The 21750-nt window shown below is 65.2% G+C and carries 22 protein-coding genes; 12 read left to right on the top strand and 10 right to left on the bottom strand.

What is annotated here, in order from left to right; translation table 11 throughout:
* Nucleotides 1-89 precede the first annotated feature (89 nt).
* Nucleotides 90-971, top strand: a complete 882-nt coding sequence (locus ASC89_RS15660; protein ID WP_156384643.1) for a cytochrome c — start codon at nucleotides 90-92, stop codon at nucleotides 969-971.
* Nucleotides 972-975: 4 nt separating this feature from the next.
* On the opposite strand, the gene ASC89_RS28180 is transcribed toward ASC89_RS15660, so the two are convergent.
* From ASC89_RS28180 to nadA, 5 genes are all read right to left on the bottom strand, one after another.
* A complete protein-coding gene (locus ASC89_RS28180) occupies nucleotides 976-1272 on the bottom strand; it encodes a type II toxin-antitoxin system RelE/ParE family toxin (RefSeq protein WP_082528300.1) in 297 nt (98 codons plus the stop codon).
* Nucleotides 1262-1528 (bottom strand): type II toxin-antitoxin system ParD family antitoxin, encoded by a 267-nt coding sequence (locus ASC89_RS15665; RefSeq protein ID WP_055882920.1) that lies wholly within the window; start codon nucleotides 1526-1528, stop codon nucleotides 1262-1264. The genes ASC89_RS28180 and ASC89_RS15665 overlap by 11 nt, the downstream gene beginning before the upstream one ends.
* Nucleotides 1529-1577: 49 nt before the next feature.
* Nucleotides 1578-3167 (bottom strand): L-aspartate oxidase, encoded by a 1590-nt coding sequence (locus tag ASC89_RS15670; RefSeq protein WP_055882921.1) that lies wholly within the window; start codon nucleotides 3165-3167, stop codon nucleotides 1578-1580.
* A gap of 27 nt (nucleotides 3168-3194) precedes the next feature.
* Nucleotides 3195-3563, bottom strand: a complete 369-nt coding sequence (locus ASC89_RS15675) for a DUF1508 domain-containing protein (RefSeq protein WP_055882923.1) — start codon at nucleotides 3561-3563, stop codon at nucleotides 3195-3197.
* A gap of 362 nt (nucleotides 3564-3925) precedes the next feature.
* A complete protein-coding gene (nadA, locus tag ASC89_RS15680; RefSeq protein WP_244488488.1) occupies nucleotides 3926-4981 on the bottom strand; it encodes a quinolinate synthase NadA in 1056 nt (351 codons plus the stop codon).
* Between the two features lie 136 nt (nucleotides 4982-5117).
* Between nadA and eda the strand changes: the two genes are divergently transcribed.
* Nucleotides 5118-5756 carry a bifunctional 4-hydroxy-2-oxoglutarate aldolase/2-dehydro-3-deoxy-phosphogluconate aldolase gene (eda, locus tag ASC89_RS15685; RefSeq protein WP_055882927.1) on the top strand — a complete coding sequence of 213 codons (639 nt, stop codon included), beginning with the start codon at nucleotides 5118-5120 and terminating at the stop codon, nucleotides 5754-5756.
* Between the two features lie 6 nt (nucleotides 5757-5762).
* Here eda and ASC89_RS15690 read toward each other — a convergent pair whose 3' ends face one another.
* Nucleotides 5763-6164, bottom strand: a complete 402-nt coding sequence (locus tag ASC89_RS15690; protein ID WP_055882928.1) for an META domain-containing protein — start codon at nucleotides 6162-6164, stop codon at nucleotides 5763-5765.
* Nucleotides 6165-6264: 100 nt separating this feature from the next.
* Here ASC89_RS15690 and ASC89_RS15695 point away from each other — a divergent pair, with 100 nt between their 5' ends.
* The 3 genes from ASC89_RS15695 to modB all read left to right on the top strand — a co-directional run bounded on the left by ASC89_RS15695 (nucleotide 6265) and on the right by modB (nucleotide 8147).
* Nucleotides 6265-6633, top strand: a complete 369-nt coding sequence (locus ASC89_RS15695) for a winged helix-turn-helix domain-containing protein (protein WP_055882930.1) — start codon at nucleotides 6265-6267, stop codon at nucleotides 6631-6633.
* A gap of 67 nt (nucleotides 6634-6700) precedes the next feature.
* Nucleotides 6701-7453 (top strand): molybdate ABC transporter substrate-binding protein, encoded by a 753-nt coding sequence (modA, locus tag ASC89_RS15700; RefSeq protein ID WP_055882931.1) that lies wholly within the window; start codon nucleotides 6701-6703, stop codon nucleotides 7451-7453.
* A 10-nt stretch (nucleotides 7454-7463) separates the two neighbouring features.
* A complete protein-coding gene (gene modB, locus ASC89_RS15705; protein WP_407065071.1) occupies nucleotides 7464-8147 on the top strand; it encodes a molybdate ABC transporter permease subunit in 684 nt (227 codons plus the stop codon).
* A 153-nt stretch (nucleotides 8148-8300) separates the two neighbouring features.
* Here modB and ASC89_RS15710 read toward each other — a convergent pair whose 3' ends face one another.
* Nucleotides 8301-8768, bottom strand: coding sequence for a MarR family winged helix-turn-helix transcriptional regulator (locus ASC89_RS15710; RefSeq protein ID WP_055882934.1), 468 nt, complete (start codon nucleotides 8766-8768; stop codon nucleotides 8301-8303).
* A gap of 132 nt (nucleotides 8769-8900) precedes the next feature.
* On the opposite strand from ASC89_RS15710, the gene ASC89_RS15715 reads away from it, so the two are divergent.
* The 3 genes from ASC89_RS15715 to hemH all read left to right on the top strand — a co-directional run bounded on the left by ASC89_RS15715 (nucleotide 8901) and on the right by hemH (nucleotide 12749).
* On the top strand, nucleotides 8901-9800 hold the full coding sequence (locus ASC89_RS15715) for a LysR family transcriptional regulator (protein ID WP_055882936.1): 900 nt from the start codon (nucleotides 8901-8903) through the stop codon (nucleotides 9798-9800).
* A 23-nt stretch (nucleotides 9801-9823) separates the two neighbouring features.
* Nucleotides 9824-11620 (top strand): DUF1007 family protein, encoded by a 1797-nt coding sequence (locus ASC89_RS15720; RefSeq protein WP_055999424.1) that lies wholly within the window; start codon nucleotides 9824-9826, stop codon nucleotides 11618-11620.
* Nucleotides 11621-11729: 109 nt separating this feature from the next.
* Complete coding sequence (gene hemH / locus ASC89_RS15725) at nucleotides 11730-12749, top strand: ferrochelatase (RefSeq protein WP_055999427.1); 1020 nt, start codon at nucleotides 11730-11732, stop codon at nucleotides 12747-12749.
* A gap of 332 nt (nucleotides 12750-13081) precedes the next feature.
* Here the strand turns inward: hemH and ligD are convergent, their stop codons facing one another.
* Together ligD and ASC89_RS15735 are read right to left on the bottom strand one after the other, a co-directional pair.
* Complete coding sequence (gene ligD / locus ASC89_RS15730; protein WP_055999430.1) at nucleotides 13082-15664, bottom strand: DNA ligase D; 2583 nt, start codon at nucleotides 15662-15664, stop codon at nucleotides 13082-13084.
* A 1-nt stretch (nucleotide 15665) separates the two neighbouring features.
* Entirely contained in the window at nucleotides 15666-16532 is an 867-nt protein-coding gene (locus tag ASC89_RS15735; protein ID WP_055999438.1) for a Ku protein, read from the bottom strand.
* 146 nt (nucleotides 16533-16678) lie between these two features.
* Between ASC89_RS15735 and ASC89_RS15740 the strand changes: the two genes are divergently transcribed.
* From ASC89_RS15740 to ASC89_RS15750, 3 genes are all read left to right on the top strand, one after another.
* Nucleotides 16679-17656 carry an SPFH domain-containing protein gene (locus ASC89_RS15740; protein ID WP_055883302.1) on the top strand — a complete coding sequence of 326 codons (978 nt, stop codon included), beginning with the start codon at nucleotides 16679-16681 and terminating at the stop codon, nucleotides 17654-17656.
* Nucleotides 17657-17741: 85 nt separating this feature from the next.
* The gene (locus tag ASC89_RS15745; protein WP_055999441.1) at nucleotides 17742-18188 is read left to right on the top strand and encodes an NfeD family protein; all 447 of its coding nucleotides are present in this window, start codon (nucleotides 17742-17744) and stop codon (nucleotides 18186-18188) included.
* Between the two features lie 76 nt (nucleotides 18189-18264).
* Nucleotides 18265-19542 (top strand): outer membrane beta-barrel protein, encoded by a 1278-nt coding sequence (locus ASC89_RS15750; RefSeq protein ID WP_055999444.1) that lies wholly within the window; start codon nucleotides 18265-18267, stop codon nucleotides 19540-19542.
* Nucleotides 19543-19770: 228 nt separating this feature from the next.
* Here the strand turns inward: ASC89_RS15750 and galU are convergent, their stop codons facing one another.
* The gene (gene galU / locus ASC89_RS15755) at nucleotides 19771-20640 is read right to left on the bottom strand and encodes a UTP--glucose-1-phosphate uridylyltransferase GalU (protein WP_055882948.1); all 870 of its coding nucleotides are present in this window, start codon (nucleotides 20638-20640) and stop codon (nucleotides 19771-19773) included.
* A 114-nt stretch (nucleotides 20641-20754) separates the two neighbouring features.
* Here galU and galE point away from each other — a divergent pair, with 114 nt between their 5' ends.
* On the top strand, nucleotides 20755-21741 hold the full coding sequence (galE, locus tag ASC89_RS15760) for a UDP-glucose 4-epimerase GalE (protein WP_055999447.1): 987 nt from the start codon (nucleotides 20755-20757) through the stop codon (nucleotides 21739-21741).
* Nucleotides 21742-21750: the final 9 nt, after the last annotated feature.

Below are 21750 nucleotides of genomic sequence, written 5' to 3' on the forward strand. Positions count from 1 at the left end.
GATTGGCGGCGCTGATCAATTGCCGCCGGAGCTGCGTGGGGCTGATCTCCATCGTGTCGTCGAGTTCACGAGTAGTGAGGAAGGCCCAAATGCGTCACTGGGTTTGGATGCTCCTGGTAGCAGTGCTGCTGGGGGCCGGGATCGCCGTCTACATGCTGAAGCCGGTGCAGGGCGCGGCGCGCGACTTGGCGCTCACCGGCGACGTGACACGCGGGCAGTATTTGCTGCGGCTCGGCGACTGCATCACCTGTCACACCGACAAGAAGAACGGCATCGCCGAACTCGGTGGCGGCCCTGGGCTGGTAACGCCGTTCGGCACGTTCTATGCGCCCAACATCACCTCGGACCCCAAGGCGGGCATCGGCGGCTGGACGCTGGCGCAGTTTTCGAAAGCAATCAGCGATGGCGAAGGGCCAGCCGGGCATCTCTATCCGGCGTTTCCCTATGAGAACTACACGCTGATGAGCGACCAGGATGTCGCCGATCTCTACGCGGCGCTGCAGCAGGTGCCGCCGGTCAGCACGTCGGCCAAGCCGCACGAGGTGGCCTTCCCGTTCGATATGCGACCGCTGGTGGCCGGCTGGAAGAACCTGTTCTTTACGCCGCGCCGCTACGAGGCCGATGCCAGCCATTCTGAGCGCTGGAATCGCGGGCGCTACCTGGTCGAGGGGCCGGGGCACTGCGTGATGTGCCATTCGCCGCGGAACCTCCTCGGTGCGGTGGAGAAGGGCAAGGAACTGACCGGCAACCCGGCCGGCGGCACCGGCGGCAGGGCGCCGGCCCTGACGGCCGAGCGGTTGAAGACCGAAGGCTATGACGTCGCCTCGATCGCCAGCGCGCTGAGCGACGGCTTCACCCCCGAGTTCAACGTGCTGGGCAGCGCCATGGGCGAGGTGATCGCCGACGGCACCTCGTTCTGGACCGAGGCGGACCGCGAGGCGGTGGGGGCGTATCTGCTGGGGGAGGAGTAGGGGGCTAGTCGAACGTCTCCGATGAGATGTGGCGAGCAGAGTCGATGACCCGCACCACTCGCAGCGTCGTCGCGTCGAAATCGAAGAACACGAGATAGCGCCCGATAGGAAAGCTTCGCAGTCTTGGTGCAAGGTCGTCGCGTGCACGTCCCATTTGTGGCGTGCTCGCAAGGTGCCGGACCGACTCGGCAATGCGTCGCATCTGACCGTCGGCCGCGGTCGGATTGTCTGAAGCAATAAAGGACCAGATACTTCTCAGGTCGCGACGCGCAGCATTGGTGTGACGGACACTAAGCGGCATCTTGGCGGCTCGCCTTCAGCCGCTTCGCCTCGGCGATGATTTCCTCCATGTCGAGCGGCCCGGCATCGCCGCTGTCCAAACCTTCCTGGATCAGCTTTTTCAGCTCTTCCGTCCTTACGCTCCGCAGGACCTCTGCGTCTTCAAGCAGCCGCAATCCGTCACGCAGCACTTCGCTGGCGCTGTTGTAGCGGCCGCTTTCGACGAGCTCGCGGACGAACTTCTCGTAGTGTTCCCCGAGGGTGTAGCTGGATGGCATGGCTGGTCTCCTTCAGGGAGCAGACTATCACTTTATGATAGTTTTGCCATCAGGCTCCGGCACGGATGGCGAGGGCGTCTTCGAGGGTCATCTCGGTATGGTGCTCCCATTCGGGACGTGGTTCGGGGAAATCGGTGCGGAAGTGGCCGCCGCGGCTTTCCTCGCGCTGCAACGCACCGGCGGCGACCAGCGTCGCCGAGGTGGTCATGTTGAGGAACGAGCGGGTGACGCCCTGCGCTGTGGCCTCGATCTCGGCGATGCGGCGCAACGCGGTGCGAAGGTCCGTGGCGTTGCGCTCGACCCCGACCAGGTCGGTCATGGTGCGGCGCAATTCCTTCACCGACACGTGGTTGCGCAGGCGTTCCTCCACCGCCTCGCCCTCGACCGGGTCCCAGCCGATGCCGGGGAAGGGGGCAAGCGGGCTGCGCAGCGGCTCGAGGCCGGAGATATCGGCGGCGATGCGGGCGCCATAGACCACGGCCTCGAGCAGCGAGTTCGAGGCAAGGCGGTTGGCGCCATGCAGGCCCGTCGACGAGCACTCACCGGCGGCCCAGAGGCCGGGCAGCGAGGAGCGGCCATTGGCTTCGACCTTGACCCCGCCCATGTGGTAGTGCGCCGCCGGAGTGACCGGGATCAGCTGGGTCACCGGGTCGATGCCGAAATCGGTGCAGTATTTGGCGACGGTGGGGAAGGCGGTGAGGATGCGCGCGCCGATCGCCTCGCGGGTATCGAGGAACACCTTCCGGCCGGCCTTGATCTGACGGTAATTGGCGCGGGCGACGATATCGCGCGGCGCCAGTTCGGCATCGGGATGGATCGCCGGCATGAAGCGCTCGCCGAGGTCGTTGACGAGGATGGCGCCTTCGCCGCGCAGCGCCTCGGTGGCGAGCGGGGCAGGGTCGGCGCCGGTAGCGATGGCGGTGGGGTGGAACTGCACAAACTCGGGGTCGGCGATCAGCGCCCCGGCCCGGGCCGCCATGCCCATGGCATGGCCGCGCACCCCGGAGGGGTTGGTGGTGACGGCATAGAGCCCGCCGAGCCCGCCTGCGGCGAGTACGGTGGCGCGCGCCCGGATCAGCACCGGCTCGGCATAGCGATCACCGAGCTTGCGCGCATAGACGCCGATGATGCGGCCGTCGGCGCGGGCGAGATCGACGACGGTCAAACCCTCGACGATGCGGATCGAGGGGGTCTTGCGCACCTCGGCGATGATCGCCTGCATGATGGCGTAGCCGGCGCGGTCGCCTTCGACACGCACCACACGGTTGCGCGAGTGGGCAGCTTCCTTGCTCAGCACATAGTGGCCGAGCTCGTCGCGGTCGAACGGGGTGCCCCAGCGGGCGAGGTCTTCGATGCGCGCCGCGGCTTCGGCGGTGACCGATTCCGCTTCGTCCTCATCGACGATGCCGGCGCCGGCGATCTCGGTGTCGACCGCATGGGCATGCGAGGTGTCGCCCGGACCGACCGCGGCGGCAACGCCGCCCTGTGCCCAGGCCGACGAGGCGCCGTTGCCGAGCGGCACGGGGGAAATGACGGTGACGGGGCGGGGAGCGAGCTTCAGCGCGCAGAACAAGCCAGCCAAACCAGCGCCGACGATGAGGGCACCGTCGGCGTTGAGGACGTTGTCAGTAAAGGTCATCGGTCTCCCCCGGGCGAAACGCCCGGATCAGGCCTCGTCGACCACAGGGGTTTCTGCAGCGCGCTTCTTAAGCGATTCTATGGCGTTTTTGGCGCTCGACTTCGACTTGTAGGTTTCGGTCCGGACCATGGTCTCGCCGTTCGCGGCGACGAAGCGGACGAAGGTCTGGCCATCCTTGGAGGCTGCGAGCTCAAAGCGGTAGCCCTTGCCGGTTTCGCCCTTGGCCGTATCCACAACGGAGGCCGACGGGGCGTTCTTCTTCAGCGAAGCAATGGCGTTCTTGGCGCTGTCCTTGCCCGCATAGTTCTCGGACCAGAAGATGGTCTCGGCGTTGTAGACGTATTTGGCGACGAACTGGCCGCCCTTGGCGGAGGTGATCTTGAAGGAATGTGGCACGACGCTTTTACCCCTCGGTTGCGGGCCGGGAAGTCGTGGCCCGATCCGGCAAATCTAGCGCGGTGCGGGAGTCCCGCAACCCTCAACGTCAGGCACGCGCTTGATTTGATTGAGCTTGGGACTCTCGCGTGGGTTATTGAGCGGAGCTTTCTATAGACGAAAGTCCGAAGGCTGGTGGCTGTGGACCCCCACCCCTGTCCCCTCCCCCTAAAAAAGGGGAGGGAGACGATAGCCTCGGCATTGGTGAGAGGGTCTCCCTGCCCATTCCGGGGCGCTATCGCGCCCCTAGGGGGAGGGGACAGGGGTGGGGGCAGCCCACACCGGCGCTTGGCTAGTGCGCAGTCGGCTAGTTTGCGCCGGGATCAATCACGTTTCTTGGAAAAATCGATCATCCGCTGCACGGCGGCGCGGGCGGGTTCGAGCAGTTCGTCGGCGACGGTGACTTCCTCGGTCATGGTGTGGAGCGACCACAAGACGTTCTCGAGGTTGATGCGCTTCATGTGCGGGCAGATGTTGCAGCCGCGCAGGAAATCGACGCCGGTCGCTTCCGACGCCACGTTGTCGGACATCGAACACTCGGTGACCATTACCACGCGCGGCGGCTTCTGGGTCTTGACGTAGTCGATCATCGCGGCGGTCGAGCCGGCGAAATCCACCGCGTCGATCACCTCGGGCGGGCACTCGGGGTGGGCGATGATCTTGGCCGTCGGGTAAGCATGGCGCAGCTCGGCGATGTCGGCGGCGGTGAAGGTTTCGTGCACCTCGCACGAGCCGGCCCAGGTGATGACCTTCTTCTGCGTCTTCTTGGCGGTGTTGCGGGCCAGGTACTGGTCGGGAATCATGATCACCGTGTCGCCGGCGACGCCATTGACGATGTCGGCGGCGTTCGACGAGGTGCAGCAGACATCGGTCACCGCCTTCACCGCAGCGGAGGTGTTGACGTAGGTGATGACCGGCACGCCCGGATACTGGGCGCGCATGGCGATGACATCCTCGGGGGTGATCGAGGAAGCGAGCGAGCAGCCGGCTCGGCTGTCGGGGATCAGCACGGTCTTTTTGGGGTTCAGCAGCTTCGACGTCTCGGCCATGAAGTGCACACCGCACTGCACGATGATCGACTGCTTGACCTTGGTGGCCTCAATGGCGAGCTGCAGGCTGTCGCCGACGATATCGGCGACGCCGTGATAGATCTGCGGCGACTGATAGTTATGGGCGAGGATGACCGCATCCTTCTCCTTCTTCAGCCGGTTGATCTGCAGGATCAGCGGCGCATAGAAGGGCCATTCGATCTCAGGAATACGGTCTTTCACCCGCTCGTAGACGCGCGATGTGACGCGTTCGACCGCCTTGGTGAACTTGAGATCGAAACTCTCCGCGAGGATGGCGCGAGCCTCCTCCAGCGGGGTGAGAGCGTTGATAAGCTGCACCGGACCGTCCCTCCAGACGCGGCAGACTTAAGGTCGATTGCTCGCCATTTCAATGTCGCGATTTGGCTTGATCGGCATGCGGCAAGTGCCTAACGCTCTCGCCGAACGACAGCCCTCGAGGATCGCCATGCCGCAAGACGCCGCCGCCCTTCGCCAGACTCTCTCGCTTGCGCCGGTGATTCCGGTGATCGTCCTGGACGATGTGTCCGCGGCGCGGCCGCTGGCCGAGGCACTGGTGGCGGGTGGCCTGCCGGTGCTGGAAGTGACGCTCCGGACCCCGCACGCGCTGCAGATCATCGAGGAGATGGCCAAGGTGGCGGGCGCTGTCGTCGGTTCGGGCACGGTGCGCTCGCCGCTACAGATGGGCCACTCGGTCGATGCCGGCTGCCAGTTCATGGTGTCGCCCGGCGCCTCGCCGCGGCTGCTCGAAGCGGCCGAGGAGCACAAGATCCCGCTGTTGCCCGGCATCGGCACGCCGACCGAGGCGATGACCGCGTCGGAACATGGTTACTCGTTCCTTAAGTTCTTCCCGGCCGAGGCGCTGGGTGGGGTGAAGGTGCTGAAAGCCTATGCCAGCCCGCTCGCTGACATCACCTTCTGCCCGACCGGCGGCATCGACATGGCAAAAGCCAAAGAATACCTGGCGCTGCCCAACGTGATCTGCGTCGGCGGCTCGTGGATCATGCCGGCCGATGCCATTGCCAACAAGGACTGGAAGCGGATCGAGACGCTGGCGCGCGAAGCGGCGGCGTTGAAGCAGAACTAACTCTGCTCAAAGCGCCCGCAGCGTCGCCAGTTTGCTGCCGGCACTATCGATGAGAACCAGCACGCCGGGCTCGGCGTGAAATTTGACGGTGGCCGCGAGGACGGCGAAGAAGCTCGCCTCCTGCGCCATGGTTGCCGGTTCGCACGCCATCTCGGTCCAGGCGATGTCGGTAAACTGCAGCGCGTTGTCGTTGATGGTGACGCCGCCGCCGAAGCTGTTGCAGCCGCCGCTGCCGGAGGCGCGCCCGTCCGGCTCGACTTGCAGCGTGGTGCGCACACCGGGCGTGACGACGCCGTCGCGCAGTTCCTCAAGCGCCCAGTTGCCATAGAGCAGCGAGCCGCCGGCGAAAGCTGGGCTGGCCGTTGCGATGGCGAGGAGACAGACCAGCGGCAAGGAGCGGAGCGACATTTTCAACCTCCAGCGAAGCGAGGGGCCATACCCCTCTGCCATTGTGGCAAAGCCGTGATCTGAACTGCTATGGGTGGGCCGATGGCGCCCCGGAGGAGCGATGCACGGCAACAAGACGATCGGCCTGTCCCACCTCAGGATCACGCTGTCGGACAACTTCTATATCGGCCCCGGCCGTGCAGACCTGATGGAGCTGATCGCCGAGACCGGCTCGATCTCCGAGGCCGCCAAGCGGATGGGGATGTCGTACAAGCGGGCCTGGGGGCTGGTGCAGGTGCTGAACGAGGGGTTCGGAGCGCCGCTGGTCGAGGCGTCGCGCGGCGGCAGTATGCAGGGGGCGTCGCTCACCGCTGCGGGGCGCGAGGTGCTGGAGCGCTATCGCGGCATGCAGGAGGCGACGCGCAAGGCGATCGCGCGGGATGTCGAGGCGCTCGGCGCGCTGCACGGCGATATGTCCGAGAGAAAATAACGCTTGCTGCCTGCATCTGGCGTTGGCACAACCATCGATATTCCCATTCGGATATATCGAGGATCCTATGCGTCGGACCACCCTTCTGCTTGGCGCCAGCCTGCTGGCGCTGACGAGCGCGCAGGCCTTTGCCGCCGATGTCAGCGCGGCCGTTGCCGCCAACTTCACCAAGCCGGCCGAGGAGTTGGGCGCGGCGTTCACGGCGAAGACCGGCGACACGGTGAGCTTCAGCTTTGGCGCCACCGGGGCGCTCTACACCCAGATCAGCCAGGGTGCGCCGTTCGAGGTGTTTCTTTCCGCCGATAACAAGCGGCCAGCGCAGGCGGTGAAGGAAGGTTTTGCGGTCGATGGCACGGTGTTCACCTATGCGGTGGGCAAGGTCGTGCTCTACTCGCCCTCCCTCGATCTCACCGACGGCGCGGCGGTGCTTACTGCCAACGGGTTCCAGCATCTGTCGGTCGCCGACCCCAAGACCGCGCCCTATGGCGCCGCGGCGATGGAAACGCTGGACAAGCTCGGGCTGACCGAAGCCGTGACGCCCAAGATCGTCACCGGCGAGAATATCAGCCAGGCGCTGCAGTTCATCGATTCAGCCAATGCGGAGCTCGGCTTCGTCGCCCTGAGCCAGGTGATCGACAAGCCGGCTTCGCAAGTCTGGCGGGTGCCGGCCGAGGATTATTCGCCGATCCTCCAGGATGCCGTGCTGCTGAAGCCGGGCGAGTCGGATCCAGCCGCAGCCGCCTTTCTCGAATTCTTGAAGGGCGACGAAGCGCGCGCCATCATCGAGAAATACGGCTACGAGGTCGGCTCGGGTCAATGAGGTTTTCATGATGCTTGATGCCAGTGAGATCGTGCAGCCGGTTGGGCTGACGCTGACGCTGGCGCTCATCGTCACCCTGATCCTGCTGCTGGTCGGCACGCCGATCGCCTGGTGGCTGTGCCGCACGCGCTCGCCGCTGCAGGCGCCGATCGCCGCACTGGTGTCGCTACCACTGGTGCTGCCGCCGACAGTGCTCGGGTTCTACCTCTTGCTGGCGTTCGGGCCGAACGGCCCGGGCGGCCTCTTGGCGCCGCTCTGGGGAGCGCGGACTTTGGCTTTCTCGTTCGAGGGACTGGTCATCGCCTCGGTGCTCTACTCGCTGCCCTTCATGGTGCAACCACTGCGCACTGCGTTTGAGGCGCTGGGCGAGGAACCGCTGGAAGCGGCGGCGACACTCGGGGCAGGGCGGTGGACGACATTCTCCAGGGTGGTGATCCCGCTGTCGCGCACCGGCTATCTCACCGGCGCCATCCTGACCTTCGCGCACACCGTCGGCGAGTTCGGGGTGGTGCTGATGATCGGCGGCAATATCCCCGGCAAGACCAAGCTGGTGTCGATGGCGATCTACGACTTCGTCGAGCGGCTGGAGTGGGACAAGGCCCATATCCTCGCCGGCGGCATGGTGGTGTTCGCGTTCGTGGTGATCACGGCGGTGATGCTGATCGATCGGCGGGTTGGGCGGGTGGTGGGGTGAGGGCTGACTGATAGAGACGGCCCCCTCCCGGCCTCCCCCATGAAGGGGGAGGTGAAGAGTAGAGGCTCTGTCTTCGATCGTGCCAGGTTAACCAGCGGGGCACCTCCCCCCTTGTGGGGGAGGATGGGAGGGGGGCGTCTCTATCAGTCGGCCTCAAGCCAGCCGCAACAACTCCACGAAACGCTTCAGCGCTTTGGTCAGGCCCTTGCGCTTCTTGGTGTCGAGATCGGCGAACAGAGCTTCTTCGAGCTGTTCCCAGTTGGCGGCCAGCACTTCGCGGATGCGGGCGCCGCGTTCGGTGAGGGCCAAGCCCTCGGTGAGGTCCGGGCCGATGGCCTGGCGTGCCACGATGTCCCGCTCGATCAGCCGCTGCAGCCGGGGCTGCAGCGCTTCGGGCTCGAGCCCCAGGTGCTCGGCGAGGGCGGCCTCGCTCGCCCCGAGCTCGGCATGCAGCACGAAGATCACGGCGTCGTCGCCGGCCTCCAGCCCGCGATCCAGCAGCGGCACCAGCAGCGCCTTGTGGGCCAGCTGGCCGGCTTCGATCAGCCGGTAAAGCGTTGAACGGGCTTCGGGTTTGGTCATGGGTGGATAGATAGACTTCAGGACGGGATCGAGCGACATGGGACCCATCCTATCGTTAATCTCAGAGAGACCAAGTGGCGGCATTGTTCAGGCTTTGCGGATGACTTATGCGTGGCTGAGGCGGTGTTCGGCAGAAGCACCGCCAGTCTACACAGTTCAGGTCAGGAACGCATGAGCCAGGACCTCGCCCGCATCAGGGCCTTCGTGCAGGTGTTCGATGCCGGCGGCTTCTCGTCCGCGGCGCGGCAACACGGGCGCTCCAAGGCGCTGCTGTCGAAATATGTCACCGACCTCGAGGATTATCTCGGGGTGCGGCTGATGAACCGGACCACCCGCAAACTCAGCCTCACCGAAGCCGGCGAAGCCTATTATCGCGAGGCGAGCCAGCTCTTGCAGCAGCTCGACGACCTCGATGCGACGATCTCGGACCAGACGGCCGAACCGCGCGGGCTGGTGCGGGTATCGGCGCCGCGCAACCTCGGTGAAACGACACTGGCGCCGGCGATCTTCGCCTTCATCGCCAGGAACCCGCTGATGTCGGTCGATCTGCGCCTCGAGGATCGCTATGTCGACCTGGTCGAGGAAAGCGTCGATGTGGCGCTGCGCATCTCGACGCTGGCCGATTCCTCGCTGATCGCCCGCAAGATCTCCGATATGCGGCACGTGATCTGTGCCGCGCCGAGCCTCGTCAAGCGGGTCGGCACGCCGACCTCGGGCGAGGCGCTGCGCAACATGCCATGCGTGCTCGATACCAACATGCCCTCGCACAGTTCGTGGCGCTTCATCGAGAACGGCACGCCGGTCTCGGTGCACGTCTCCGGTCCGGCCCGGGTAAATTCTCCGGTGGCCGCCATGCAGGCGGCGCTCGCCGGCCTTGGGTTCGCCGTATTGCCGACCTACCTCGCTGACCCGCTGATCGCCGAAGGGCGGCTGGTTCGCGTGCTCGAGGACAGGATGCCCGAGGGTCCGAGCCTGCAAGCGGTCTATCCGCATCGGCGGCATCTTGCCGGCAAGGTTCGCGCCCTGATCGACCATCTGGTCGCCTGGTTCGCCGACAATCCGGTGAAGTAGGCAAAACAGGGCACGGGGCGTCGATGACGGGTTTGTTGCGCAAGCTGGCGCTGGCTGCGGCCGCCACACTCGGTCTTATCGGCGCCGCCCAGGCCCACCCGCATATCTTCATCGATGCCAAGGCGACGATCGTCTTCAACGATGCGGGCGAACTCACCGAGATCAGGAACGCCTGGACCTTCGACGAAGCCTTCTCGGTCTGGCAGATCCAGGGGCTCGATACCAATAATGACGGCATCACCTCGTCCGAGGAGATGCAGGAGTTGGCCGACGAGAACATCAAGGGTCTCGCGGAATACAATTTCTACACCTCGGCCGGCGCCTACACGGCGAGCGGCCAGACCGGCGCTTCGCTGCCCTTCACTGAAGTGGGCGGAGCGAAGTTCGTATTCGCCGACAACCGCTCGACGCTGAGCTTCGATATCGCGCCCAAGACGCCATATCGGATCACGGGCAAGCTCGAGATCGCCATCGCCGATCCGGAATACTATGTGGCGATCACCTTCCACGCGCCGGCCGATGTGATGCTGGTCAATGCCCCCGCGGGCTGTGCGCTGCACATGGAACCGCCACGAGAGCTGTCGCCCGACCTGCAGGCGCGATTGTTCGACCTGTCATCCGACGTAACGCAACTGCCGCCCGATCTCGAAGCGGCGGTGCGTGGCTCGCAGGGGGCGATCGTGCTCGATTGCTCCGGCGCCGCAGCGCCGGCGCAGGCAGCGACGGCGCTCGAGGCAGTGACCCAGGTGGCCGAGGCGAAACCGGCGCTGCCGTTCGGCGGTCCGCCGCCGGAGCCGGGGTTCGTGCTGCCCAAGACCGGTTTCCTCGGCTGGGTCGCGCAGATGCAGTCGGATTTCTACCAGGCGCTGACCGCGGCGCTCGGCAAGCTCAAGACCGACTACACGGCGTTCTGGGTGCTGGGTGGGCTGAGCTTTCTCTATGGCGTGTTCCACGCGGCCGGGCCGGGGCACGGCAAGGTGGTGATCGGCTCCTATATGCTGGCCAACGAGCGGCAGGTGCGCCGCGGCATCGGACTGAGCTTTGCCGCGGCGATGATGCAGTCGCTGGTGGCGGTGGTGTTCGTCGGCGTCGCCGCGGCGATCCTCGGGCTGTCGAGTGTCGCCATGGGCACGGCAGTCGGCTGGATCGAGAAGGCGTCGTACGGGCTCGTAGCGCTGCTCGGCCTGTGGCTGATCGCGCGAAAGCTGTTCGGCTGGGGTGGGCATTCGCACGACCACGGACCGGACCTGACGGCCAAGGCGCACCAGCACCTGCATGCCGACGAAGCGCCCAGACACGCGCTGCTCAATGTTCGCAAACAAGACTTGGAGCGGGGGCAAAGCTTCAATTTCCGCACCGGCCTGCAGCCGGCGGGTGGCCCGGCGCTCGACGCCTATGGCCGGCTGCCGGGTGACGCGCATTATGGGCACGACCACGGCGACCACGATCACGATCATGAACACGAGCACGGCCATCATCACGTGGTGACCGCCGAGCAGACCGGCGGCGACTGGCGCGAACAGCTTGGCGTGGTGCTGGGGGTTGGGCTCAGGCCCTGTTCGGGAGCGCTGGTGGTGCTGGTGTTCGCGTTGAGCCAGGGCATCCTGCTTGCCGGCATTGCCGCAGTGTTCCTGATGGGGCTCGGCACGGCGATCACCGTCTCGGCGCTGGCGGTGCTGGCGGTCGGGGCGAAGGGCTTTGCCACCCGCTATCTGGGCAGCGAAGGCAAGCTCGGCAGCCGCCTTGTCTGGTGGGCGGAGCTCGGCGGGGCGCTGGTGGTATTTGCTTTTGGCGCGGTGCTGCTGCTCGCCAGTTTCTAGAACGATCGCGCGACAAACCCGCCTCGCCGCGACACCCTTGCACTTGTGTTCGGGGCGCTGCTGATTATGTTGCGCGCCAACAGACCGTTTCCAAACCACAGGCCAGCCCATGGCAACCGGACTTCCTGCCGGACACCCCGCGATCGCGACACCGAAAGTGGGGGTGCTGCTGCTCAACCTGGGCACGCCCGATGGCACCGACTACTGGTCGGTGCGCCGCTACCTCAGCGAATTCCTCTCCGACCCGCGGGTGATCGAGTCTCCGCAATGGCTATGGCAGCCGATCCTGCAAGGCGTGGTGCTCAGTACCCGGCCGCAGAAGAGCGGCGCGAACTATGCCCGGATCTGGGACAAGGACGCCAACGAGAGCCCGCTCCGCGTCATCACCCGCAAGCAGGCGACCAAGCTGCAGGAGCGGCTGGGCAAGAACATCATCGTCGATTTCGCCATGCGCTACGGCAACCCATCCACCAAATCGGGCATCGAAGCGCTGCAGGCGGCGGGGTGCCAGAAGATCCTGCTGGCGCCGCTCTATCCGCAATATTCGGCAACGACGACGGCGACGGCCAACGACAAGGCATTCGATGCGCTGAAGACGCTGCGCTGGCAGCCGGCGGTGCGCACGCTCCCGGCCTATTTCGATGACCCGGCCTATATCGAGGCGCTGGCGCAGAGCATTGCCGACGGGGTGGCGGCGCTGGATTTCACCCCTGACGTGATCCTCACCTCGTATCACGGCATGCCGGTGCAGTATTTCGAGGCGGGCGACCCCTACCACTGCCAGTGCCTCAAGACGACACGGCTGGTGCGCGAGCACCTGGGCTGGTCCGAGGACAAGCTCAAGGTCACCTTCCAGAGCCGGTTCGGCCCGACCAAGTGGCTCGAGCCCTATACCGACGCCACGCTGATGGCGCTGCCGGCAGAGGGCGTGAAGCGGGTCGCGGTCGTCGCCCCGGCCTTCTCGGTCGATTGCATCGAGACGCTGGAAGAGATCGCGATCACCGGCCGCGAGCAGTTCGAACATGCCGGCGGCGAGCGCTACGCCTATATCCCGTGCCTCAATGACAGCGAGCTGGGGATGGGAATGCTGGAAAGCGTGATCCGCAAGGAACTGGCGGGCTGGGTTTAGGGGTTGGTAGCGCGTACCAGGCTACCCCGACTCGATACATTGGCGCGCCACGCTCCACCATTTCCTCGACTATCGTGGCTTTCCCCTCATCCGGCGCTACGCGCCACCTCCGGGCGAGGGCTACGCCCTCGTCCCGCGACCCCGACGGGGAGAAGAATCTTGAGAGCGCAGTGATCACCTCTTTCCTCTCCCCGTCGGGGAGAGGGTGGATCGGCCGAAGGCCGAGACGGGGTGAGGGGTGGCAGGCACTGAGCATCCAACCTGGCGCCTATCGACTTTCGTCGGGATGACGGCCGGTGGGTGGGGCAGTCGGAGCAGTCAGCGTCCCGAAGTCAGAGCTTCAGATCCTTCAGCGGCCCCGCCACCGCCTCCACCATGCCCTTGGTGATCGACTGGGTTAGATCGAAATAACCAACCCACGGATCGGCTTCCTGCGCTTTGGCCGCGGCGGATTCGATCGTGAACAGGTTGGCGGCCTTGATCGTTTCCAACTCGTCCCAGCCGACCGGCACGGCGCAGGGCGCGCCGGGGCGGGCTCGGGTCGAGAACGGAGCGATGGCGGTGGCGCCGCGCTCGTTGCGCAGGTAATCGACGAACATCCGGCCCTTGCGTTCGACCTTGCGGATATTGGCGGTGAAGCTATCGGGTTCGTTGTCCTCGAGCTTCTGCGCGAAGGTGCGGCAGAACAGTTTGACCAGCGGCCACTCGGTCACCGGCTTGAGTGGTGCGATGACGTGGATGCCTTTGCCGCCGGTGACCATCGGGAAGCTCTCGAGTCCCCATTCAGCGAGCACGTCGCGGATATGCAGCGCCGCCTCGCGGGTGACCTTGAAGTCGAGCCCTTCGTCGGGGTCGATATCGAAGATGATGCGGTCGGGCCTTTCCAGCGTATCGATATGGCTGCCCCAGATGTGGAACTCCAGCGTCGACATCTGCACACCGGCAAGGATGCCGGCGAGATCGACGACGTAGAAGTGGTCCTCCTTGTCGCTCTCCTTGAGCTCGATGGCGACGCGCTTCATGGTATCGGGGAAGCCGCCGGTATCGTGCTTTTGAAAGAACGGCTTGCTGCCGCGCGGCACCCGCACCAGGCTGAGCGCGCGCTTTTCGATATGGGGCAGCATGCGCTCGGCGACCGCGTCGTAATAGGCGACGAGTTGGCCCTTGGTGACGCCGCCATCGGGCAGCGCCTCGCGGTCGGGGCTGGTGAGCCGGACGCCGAGCCGCTCGGCCACGGCTATTCCCATGTCGTCGGTGAGCTTCATGGCTTTGAGCTTAGCCGCTGATTTCCGCTTTGTCGCCACGGGCTTGGGCGGCTTGGTTTCCAGTTTCACCTCTCGCGCCGGCTTGTCCTGCCTGAGGCCGACAAAGGAGGGGTGGCGCAGCACACCATCGGGGGTGAACTCGGTGAAGTCGACCTCGCCGACCAGTTCCGGCTCGACCCAGCGGGCGCGCCGTACGATGTCGCGCGGCACGCTTTCGAATGGCGGGGTTTTGCGCGCCCGCTGGTCCAGTTCGGCCTGCAGTTCGGCCGAGCTCTTTTGGGTGAAGCCGGTGCCGACGCGGCCACGATAGACCAGCTTGCCACCTTCCCAGGTGCCGAGCAGCAGCGAGGCGAAGCCCTTGTGCTTGTCGGATGGGCGCCAGCCGCCGATGACGAATTCCTGCCGGTTGGTGCACTTGATCTTCAGCCAGCTGCGGCTGCGTTCATGCCGGTAGGGTGCATCGGCGAGCTTGGCGATCACCCCCTCCTGGTGCGCCTCGCACATCGCCTTGAGCACCTGGTCGCCGTGGCCGCGCACATGCTCGGAATATTGGACCTCCGCATCACCCCTGGTTTTCCCGAGGAGCTTCCGCAACCGCTCCTTGCGCTCGAGCAGCGGCAGTTTTTCGAGGTTCTCGCCGTCCTGTTCGAGCAGGTCGAAGACGAAATAGACCAGCGGGCCACCGCTCGACAACGCGTCCTTGAGGGTCGAGAAATCGGAGCGGCCATCCTTGAACGCGCAGATTTCGCCGTCGAGCAGTGCCGAGCCCTTGGTGAGCTTCGACAGCGGTGCAACGAGGCGCTGGAACTGCCGGGTCCAGTCATTGCCGTTGCGGGTGAAGAGCCGCACTTCCGGGCCAGCAACCGCGGCGACGCAGCGGTAGCCGTCATATTTCATCTCGAACAGCCAGTCGTCGCCGACGGGAACCTCCTCGACCAGCGTTGCCAGCTGCGGCTCGCGGAAATCCGGCAGCGCCACCGCCTTGCCGCCGGTCCATACCTTGGCAGTGGGCTCGGCTTCCGCCTTTACGGTCTTCTTGCGCGGCTTGTTCCCCTTGGCGATGCCCGGGAGGTCTCGACCGGTCTCGACGCTGGTGGTGAACTTCTCGGTCAGCCCATCGGTGTCGGTCGAATAATCGTCACGGTGCTTGATCAGCAGCCAGTTCTCGCGCGTGCCGTTCCTGGTCTGGTTGTCGCGACCCTTCATGTGGACCAGCACCCACTCGCCCTTCATCCGCTTGCCCTTGAGGGTGAACTTCAGGTCACCGCCGTCGAGCCCCTCGTGCGGATCGCCTGATGGTTCCCAGGTACCTTCGTCCCACAGCATCACTGTGCCGCCGCCATACTCGCCCTCGGGGATGGTGCCCTCGAAATCGCCATAGTCGAGCGGGTGATCCTCGACCCGCACCGCCAGCCGCTTGTCGGCCGGGTTGGTGGAGGGGCCCTTGGTGATAGCCCAACTCTTCAGCACGCCGTCGAGCTCGAGGCGGAAATCATAGTGGAGCCGCGTCGCGTCGTGCTTCTGCACCACGAAGCGCAGCGGCTTGCCTTTCTTGGCGCGCTTCGCGCTCGCCCCTGAGGGCTCGGCGGTCTTGCCGAAATCGCGCTTGGCCCGATAGTCCTTCAGCAGCTCGCCTGGGGTGGTGGCCATCTCAGCTCGCCTTCTTGCGCGGCGCCGACTTGGCCGGAGCCTTGCGCGCCGCTGTCGCAGCCGGCTTGGCCTTGCCGCCCTCGAGGCTCTTTTTCAGCGCCGCCATCAGGTCGACGACGTTGTCGCCGCGCGGGCTGCGCGAGGGTTCCTCGACCTCGGTGGTGATCCTGCGGCCCTTCGATTTCAGCTTGCGCTGGATCAGTTCGCGCAAGGCGGCCTGATAGTGGTCCTTGAAGGCTTTGGGGTCGAACTTCTCGGTCTTCTTTTCGATCAGCGCCGTCGCCACATCGAGCAGGTCGTCGTCGGTGGATTTGGCGGGGATATCGGAAAAGAAGCTCTCGGACTTCTTCAGCTCATCCTCGTAGTGCAGCGTCTCGAGCAGGATGCCTTTGCCGCAGGGCTTGATCGAAACGAGGTACTCCTTGCCGCGTAGCGCCAGCTGTCCGATCCCCACCTTCTTCGCCTTGCGCAGCGCATCCCGCACCACGCGGAAGGCGTCTTCGGCGAGTTCGTCGGCCGGGGTCAGATAGTAGGGCGTATCGAAATACATCGGCGGGATCTCGTCCTCGTCGACGAACTGCACCAGCTCGAGGGTCTTGCGCGTCTCGAGCTTCACCGCGTCGATCTCGTCGTCGGTGAGCAGCACATAGTCGCCCTTTTCGTATTCGAAGCCCTTGCGGATCTCGTCCTTCTCCACCGGACCGACGCCATCGACGACCTTCTCGTAGTGGATCGGCTTGCCGGTCGGCTCGTGGATCTGACGGAAGCTCGGTTTGGCGCCGGACTTCGTCGCGGTGAACATCTCGACCGGGATCGAGACGAGGGAGAGGCGCAACTGGCCTTTCCAGATCGGACGGGTGGCAGGCATGGGATCAACTCGCGAACGATTGCTTTGTGGTTCAACGGGATTTGCTACCCGAGTGTTCCCACCGGATTCGGGGGCTCGACATTGCGCGGACTCCGGCGGGCACATACATGTTTGCCAACGGGTCGGGCATGGAAGGGGACGAGACGATGGACTTTCTGGAACTCGACGGGTTGAGCCTGACGCTGATCGCCTTGGGCGTACTGGCGGTGCTGGTGCTGTTCGCGGGCGCCAAGGTGGTGCCGCAGGGCTACAACTTCACCGTGGAGCGGTTCGGTCGCTACATCCGCACGCTGAAGCCCGGGTTGAGCCTGATCATTCCGTTCGTCGATGGCGTCGGCCGCAAGATGAACATGATGGAGCAGGTGGTCGACGTGCCGCACCAGGAAGTGATCACCCGCGACAACGCCACGGTCACCGTCAACGGCGTCAATTTCTATCAGATCTTCGATGCCGCAGCCGCGGCCTACGAGGTGGCGCAGCTCGAGCTGGCGGTGCAGAACCTGACCATGACCAACATCCGTACGGTGATGGGTTCGATGGATCTCGACCAGCTGCTTTCGAACCGCGACGAGATCAACCAGCGCCTGCTCAAAGTGGTGGATGCAGCGGTGCAGCCGTGGGGGCTCAAGATCACCCGCATCGAGATCAAGGATATCGATCCGCCCAAGGACCTGGTTGAGTCGATGGGCCGGCAGATGAAGGCCGAGCGCGAGAAGCGCGCGCTGATCCTCGAAGCCGAGGGCAAGCGGCAGGCCTCGATCCTGCAGGCCGAAGGCCAGAAGCAGAGCCAGGTGCTGGAGGCCGAGGGCCGGCGCGAAGCGGCATTCCGCGATGCGGAAGCGCGCGAGCGTTCCGCCGAAGCCGAGGCCAAGGCCACCGAAGTGGTGTCCAACGCCATCGCCTCGGGCAGTGTGCAGGCGATCAATTATTTCGTCGCCAACAACTACATCAAGGCGCTCGAAAGCCTCGCCAAGTCGCCCAACCAGAAGATCCTGATGCTGCCGGTCGAGGCGGCCAGCGTCATCGGTGCCCTTGGCGGCATCGCCGAGATCGCCAAGGAAACCTTCGGCGCCGAAAAGCCGGCCACCCGGCCGGTCGGCGGCCGTCCACCGTCCACCACTTAACCGGCACTGGGTTTGTTTTTGTCGCGCTTTCGAACCGGAAAAGTCTGCAACTTTTCCTGAAAGCGCTCCAGCGGAGAAGGCAGACATGCAGGTCATCGACTTCATCGCTACCCACGGGGCGTGGTCCTGGGTGGTGGCCGGGCTGATCCTCCTGGCGCTCGAACTGGTGGTGCCGGGTGGGGTGCTGATCTGGCTCGGCGGTGCGGCGCTGGTCACCGGGGTGCTGGCGCTGTTCGTCAGCATTTTCTGGCCGCTGCAGTTCGTGATCTTCGGCGCCCTGGCGCTGGCCAGCATCGGGCTGTGGCTGAAGTTCCGCGGCCCGGGTGTGGCGTCCGACCGGCCGTTCCTCAACCAGCGCGCCAACCGCTTCATCGGCCAGGAAGCGGTGCTCGACGAGCCGATCCGCGACGGCATCGGCCGGATCGCGCTCGATGACACCGTGTGGCGCGTGCAAGGCCCCGATCTTGCGGCCGGCTCGCGCGTCCGGATCATCGAGGCGGATGGGGCCCTGCTCAGGGTCGAGGCTGTTTAGGATCGCCCGGACAAGGTTTCCTTAACCATAAGCTGCAAGGGTTCGTTGACCATTATCGCCCGAGGCAGTGCAGCAGATGCGAACGAGGAAAGCCGGCTTTGCCGTCAGCGCTACAGCGCTGGCGCTGCTCGCGATTCCCGCTGCTGCGGGCGAGTTCACGCCGCTCGGCGACGGCTCGGCGACCAATAATGCCGATCTTACGGGTAACCCGGCGATCGACTGCGCCAACTGCGTCGCGACGCCGCCCTATGAATGGGGGAACGAACCGTTCGAGCTCGACTGGAGCCTCGGCCTTCGCGGCGGCATCAAGGATGACGGCACCGGCGACGGCCCCACCTATGAGCTGATCGCGCTACCGAGCGTGACGCTGAAGCATGAGACCATCCGCGGCGGCTACGATGTCGGGTTGAGCGGCGAGCTCGGCTACGCGGTCGACGGCAGCGCCCGCATCGGCTCGATCACCGGCACGGCCGGGGGTGAGTACAAGCTTGACGCGCTGACGACGCTCGCCGGCCGGGGCAACCTCAAGGTCTCGCAGGACGATGCAAACGGCCCGGACTATGCCGATAACGTCGCTTCCGCGCCGGTCGTCGTGTCCGGCGATGGCGAGGTCAGCGCGGCGCGTGACCTCGGGGCGTTCAACCTGGCGGTGCGCGGCAGCGCCGGCCGCGAGGTCTATGGCAAGACCATCTATGACGACAACTCGACCGCCGACAACAGCTTCCAGAACACCACGGCCTATGGCGCCGGCGCCCGGCTTGGTTACGAGCTGACGCCCGGCCTTGTCGCCTTTGTCGACGTGGAAGCGGATTACCTCGCCTATGACGCGCCCTCGCCGAGCCTCCTGGTGAAGCTCGACAACGTCACCTATGCCGGTCGTGGCGGGCTCAGCGCCAAATTCAACGAGACGCTGGAGCTCGAGGGCTCACTGGGCTTCGGCTACACCGATCTCACCGATGGCTCGCTCAGCGATTTCTCGGCCGTGCTGTACGACGCCAAGGCGGTGTTTCGGCCGGACGAGACGCTGACGCTGACCGGCGCCTTCAGCACGACGATCTCGCAGCCGGGCACCACGTCGGGCGCCACGGCGAAGCTCACCTACGCCGCCACCGGTCAGCTCGACTATCTGGTAAACCCGTGGCTGAAGCTGCGCGCGGATGCGCAGTGGAGCGAAGCGCATTACCAGGGCATCGACAACGACGAGTACAACTGGGGCTTTGGCATCGGGGCAGATTACCTGCTCAACGAGCACACCGACCTTACGGCCGATTACAGTTTCCTCAGGACTGAGAAGACCCCGGCCCCGGCCACCGACGAGCATCAGGTGACGGTGGGGGTAAAGTTCCACCGGTAGAGTGCTGCGCGATATCGTTGCACTATTGCCCCGACACTCGGTATGCGAACCGACGCTGTGAAAATCCCCCAGAACTCGGTGTCATCCCCGCGAAAGCGGGGACCTCCGTTTGCGATCGTGCGGCAGGCACCAAAACAGAGGTTCCCGCTTTCGCGGGAATGACCCGGTGAGTGGGGCACACCCCGGTGGAGGTGACGAGAAGGGCCATCTCGCCGTTGGTGAGATACTCTAGATCAGATGCCGGATCTGTTTGCGGAACGCTTCGGAGAGGTCGGGCCGGTCGAGTGCGAACACCACGTTGGCGGTGAGGAAACCGAGCTTTGAGCCGCAGTCGAAGGACTGGCCCTTGTACTTGACGCCGCTGAAGTGCTGCTGGGTCATCAGCGTCTGCATGGCGTCGGTGAGCTGGATCTCGCCGCCGGCGCCGCGCTCCTGGTCGGCGATCAGGGAGAAGATCTGCGGCTGGAGGATATAGCGACCGGAAATGATCAGGTTGGAGGGCGCGTCCTCGCGCTTCGGCTTTTCCACCATGCCGGTGATGCGGAAGCCTTCGTCCGGACCGGCGCCACGCGCCACGACACCATAGGACGAGACATCTTCCATCGGCACTTCCTCGACGGCGATGACGTTGCCGCCGCTCGTCTCGTAGGCGTCCATCATCTGCCGGAGCACCCCAGGGACGCCCTTGAACACCATGTCGGGCAGCAGCAGCGCGAAGGGCTGGTCGCCCACCAGCTCGCGGGCGCACCAGACGGCGTGGCCGAGCCCCAGCGGCTCCTGCTGGCGGGTGAAGCTGGTCTGGCCGGCCGAGGGCAGGTCCTGCTGCAGCTCGCTCAGCGCCTCGGTCTTGCCGCGGATCTCGAGCGTGTGCTCGAGTTCGTACTGCCGGTCGAAGTGATCCTCGATGACGCCCTTGTTGCGGCCGGTGACGAACACGAAGTGCTCGATCCCCGCCTCGCGCGCTTCATCCACCGCGTACTGGATCAGCGGGCGATCGACCACGGTCAGCATTTCCTTGGGCATCGCCTTGGTGGCGGGCAGGAAACGGGTGCCGAGACCCGCAACCGGGAACACGGCGGTGCGCACGCGATTGGGCAAGGAGAACTCCTGAAAAAGGCGGGAGAGAAGGCAATAGGCGGGCTATAAGGCGTTTCTTAGCACCTCGCAAATTAGCGTCCACGCCATTAATTTCTGGTTTGAGGGTTGGGGACCATGACGGTTCTGATCACAGGCGGCGCCGGCTATATCGGCAGTCACATGGTGCTGCGGCTTGCCGATGCCGGGCAGGCGGTGGTGGTGCTCGACAACCTCACCACCGGCTTCGACTGGGCCATCGACCACCGGGCGACGTTCGTTCAGGGCAATGCCGGTGACATGGAACTGGTCGGCAAGCTCATCGCCGAGCACGGCATCACTGAGATCGTGCATTTCGCCGGCTCGATCGTGGTGCCGGAATCGGTCAGCGATCCCCTGAAATACTACGCCAACAACACCGCGACCTCGCGCAACCTGATCGAGGCCGCGGTGAAGGGCGGGGTGAAGCACTTCATTTTCTCCTCGACCGCGGCGGTTTACGGCAATGCCGGGCTCGAGCCGGTGGCCGAGACCAGCCAGCTGATGCCGGAATCGCCCTATGGCCGCTCCAAGCTGATGACCGAGTTGATGCTGGCCGATGTGGCGGCAGCGCACCCCTTGACCTACGGGGTGCTGCGCTACTTCAACGTCGCGGGCGCCGACCCCAAAAAGCGCAGCGGGCAATCCTCACCGACCGCCACGCACCTGATCAAGGTCGCCGCGCAGGCGGCGCTGGGCCAGCGGCCGAGCATGGGGATTTTCGGCACCGACTTCCCGACCCCCGACGGCACCGGGGTGCGTGACTACATCCATGTCAGCGACCTCTGCGAGGCGCACGCGCTGCTGCTCGAATACCTGCGCAAGGGCGGCGCCTCGGTCACCATGAACTGCGGCTATGGCCGCGGCTTTTCGGTGCGCGACGTGGTGCGCACGGTCAAAGTGGTGTCGGGCGTCGACTTCAAGGTGGTCGAAGAGCCCCGCCGCGCCGGCGATCCGGCCTCGATCGTCGCCAAGGCCGACAAGGTGCGGCAGGTGCTGGGCTGGAAGCCGGCGCATGACGACCTCACCGAGATCGTTGACGCGGCGCTGAACTGGGAGCGCTATTTAGCCACACGAAACAGGTAGCGATTCGCC

The sequence above is a fragment of the Devosia sp. Root413D1 genome (assembly GCF_001425235.1).
Classification (GTDB): domain Bacteria; phylum Pseudomonadota; class Alphaproteobacteria; order Rhizobiales; family Devosiaceae; genus Devosia_A.

Bases quoted from the DNA above. Each gene is read 5' to 3' on its own strand.
- ligD (WP_055999430.1), bottom strand. From the start codon at position 15,664: ATGGCCACCACCCCAGGCGAGCTGCTGAAGGACTATCGGGCCAAGCGC.
- ASC89_RS15665 (WP_055882920.1), bottom strand. From the start codon at position 1,528: ATGCCATCCAGCTACACCCTCGGGGAACACTACGAGAAGTTCGTCCGC.
- ASC89_RS15670 (WP_055882921.1), bottom strand. From the start codon at position 3,167: ATGACCTTTACTGACAACGTCCTCAACGCCGACGGTGCCCTCATCGTC.
- ASC89_RS15745 (WP_055999441.1), top strand. From the start codon at position 17,742: ATGCAGGTCATCGACTTCATCGCTACCCACGGGGCGTGGTCCTGGGTG.
- ASC89_RS15695 (WP_055882930.1), top strand. From the start codon at position 6,265: ATGCACGGCAACAAGACGATCGGCCTGTCCCACCTCAGGATCACGCTG.
- modA (WP_055882931.1), top strand. From the start codon at position 6,701: ATGCGTCGGACCACCCTTCTGCTTGGCGCCAGCCTGCTGGCGCTGACG.
- ASC89_RS15735 (WP_055999438.1), bottom strand. From the start codon at position 16,532: ATGCCTGCCACCCGTCCGATCTGGAAAGGCCAGTTGCGCCTCTCCCTC.
- ASC89_RS15740 (WP_055883302.1), top strand. From the start codon at position 16,679: ATGGACTTTCTGGAACTCGACGGGTTGAGCCTGACGCTGATCGCCTTG.
- ASC89_RS15750 (WP_055999444.1), top strand. From the start codon at position 18,265: ATGCGAACGAGGAAAGCCGGCTTTGCCGTCAGCGCTACAGCGCTGGCG.
- hemH (WP_055999427.1), top strand. From the start codon at position 11,730: ATGGCAACCGGACTTCCTGCCGGACACCCCGCGATCGCGACACCGAAA.
- ASC89_RS15710 (WP_055882934.1), bottom strand. From the start codon at position 8,768: ATGTCGCTCGATCCCGTCCTGAAGTCTATCTATCCACCCATGACCAAA.
- ASC89_RS15660 (WP_156384643.1), top strand. From the start codon at position 90: ATGCGTCACTGGGTTTGGATGCTCCTGGTAGCAGTGCTGCTGGGGGCC.
- ASC89_RS15690 (WP_055882928.1), bottom strand. From the start codon at position 6,164: ATGTCGCTCCGCTCCTTGCCGCTGGTCTGTCTCCTCGCCATCGCAACG.
- eda (WP_055882927.1), top strand. From the start codon at position 5,118: ATGCCGCAAGACGCCGCCGCCCTTCGCCAGACTCTCTCGCTTGCGCCG.
- modB (WP_407065071.1), top strand. From the start codon at position 7,464: ATGCTTGATGCCAGTGAGATCGTGCAGCCGGTTGGGCTGACGCTGACG.
- ASC89_RS28180 (WP_082528300.1), bottom strand. From the start codon at position 1,272: ATGCCGCTTAGTGTCCGTCACACCAATGCTGCGCGTCGCGACCTGAGA.
- ASC89_RS15715 (WP_055882936.1), top strand. From the start codon at position 8,901: ATGAGCCAGGACCTCGCCCGCATCAGGGCCTTCGTGCAGGTGTTCGAT.
- ASC89_RS15720 (WP_055999424.1), top strand. From the start codon at position 9,824: ATGACGGGTTTGTTGCGCAAGCTGGCGCTGGCTGCGGCCGCCACACTC.
- galE (WP_055999447.1), top strand. From the start codon at position 20,755: ATGACGGTTCTGATCACAGGCGGCGCCGGCTATATCGGCAGTCACATG.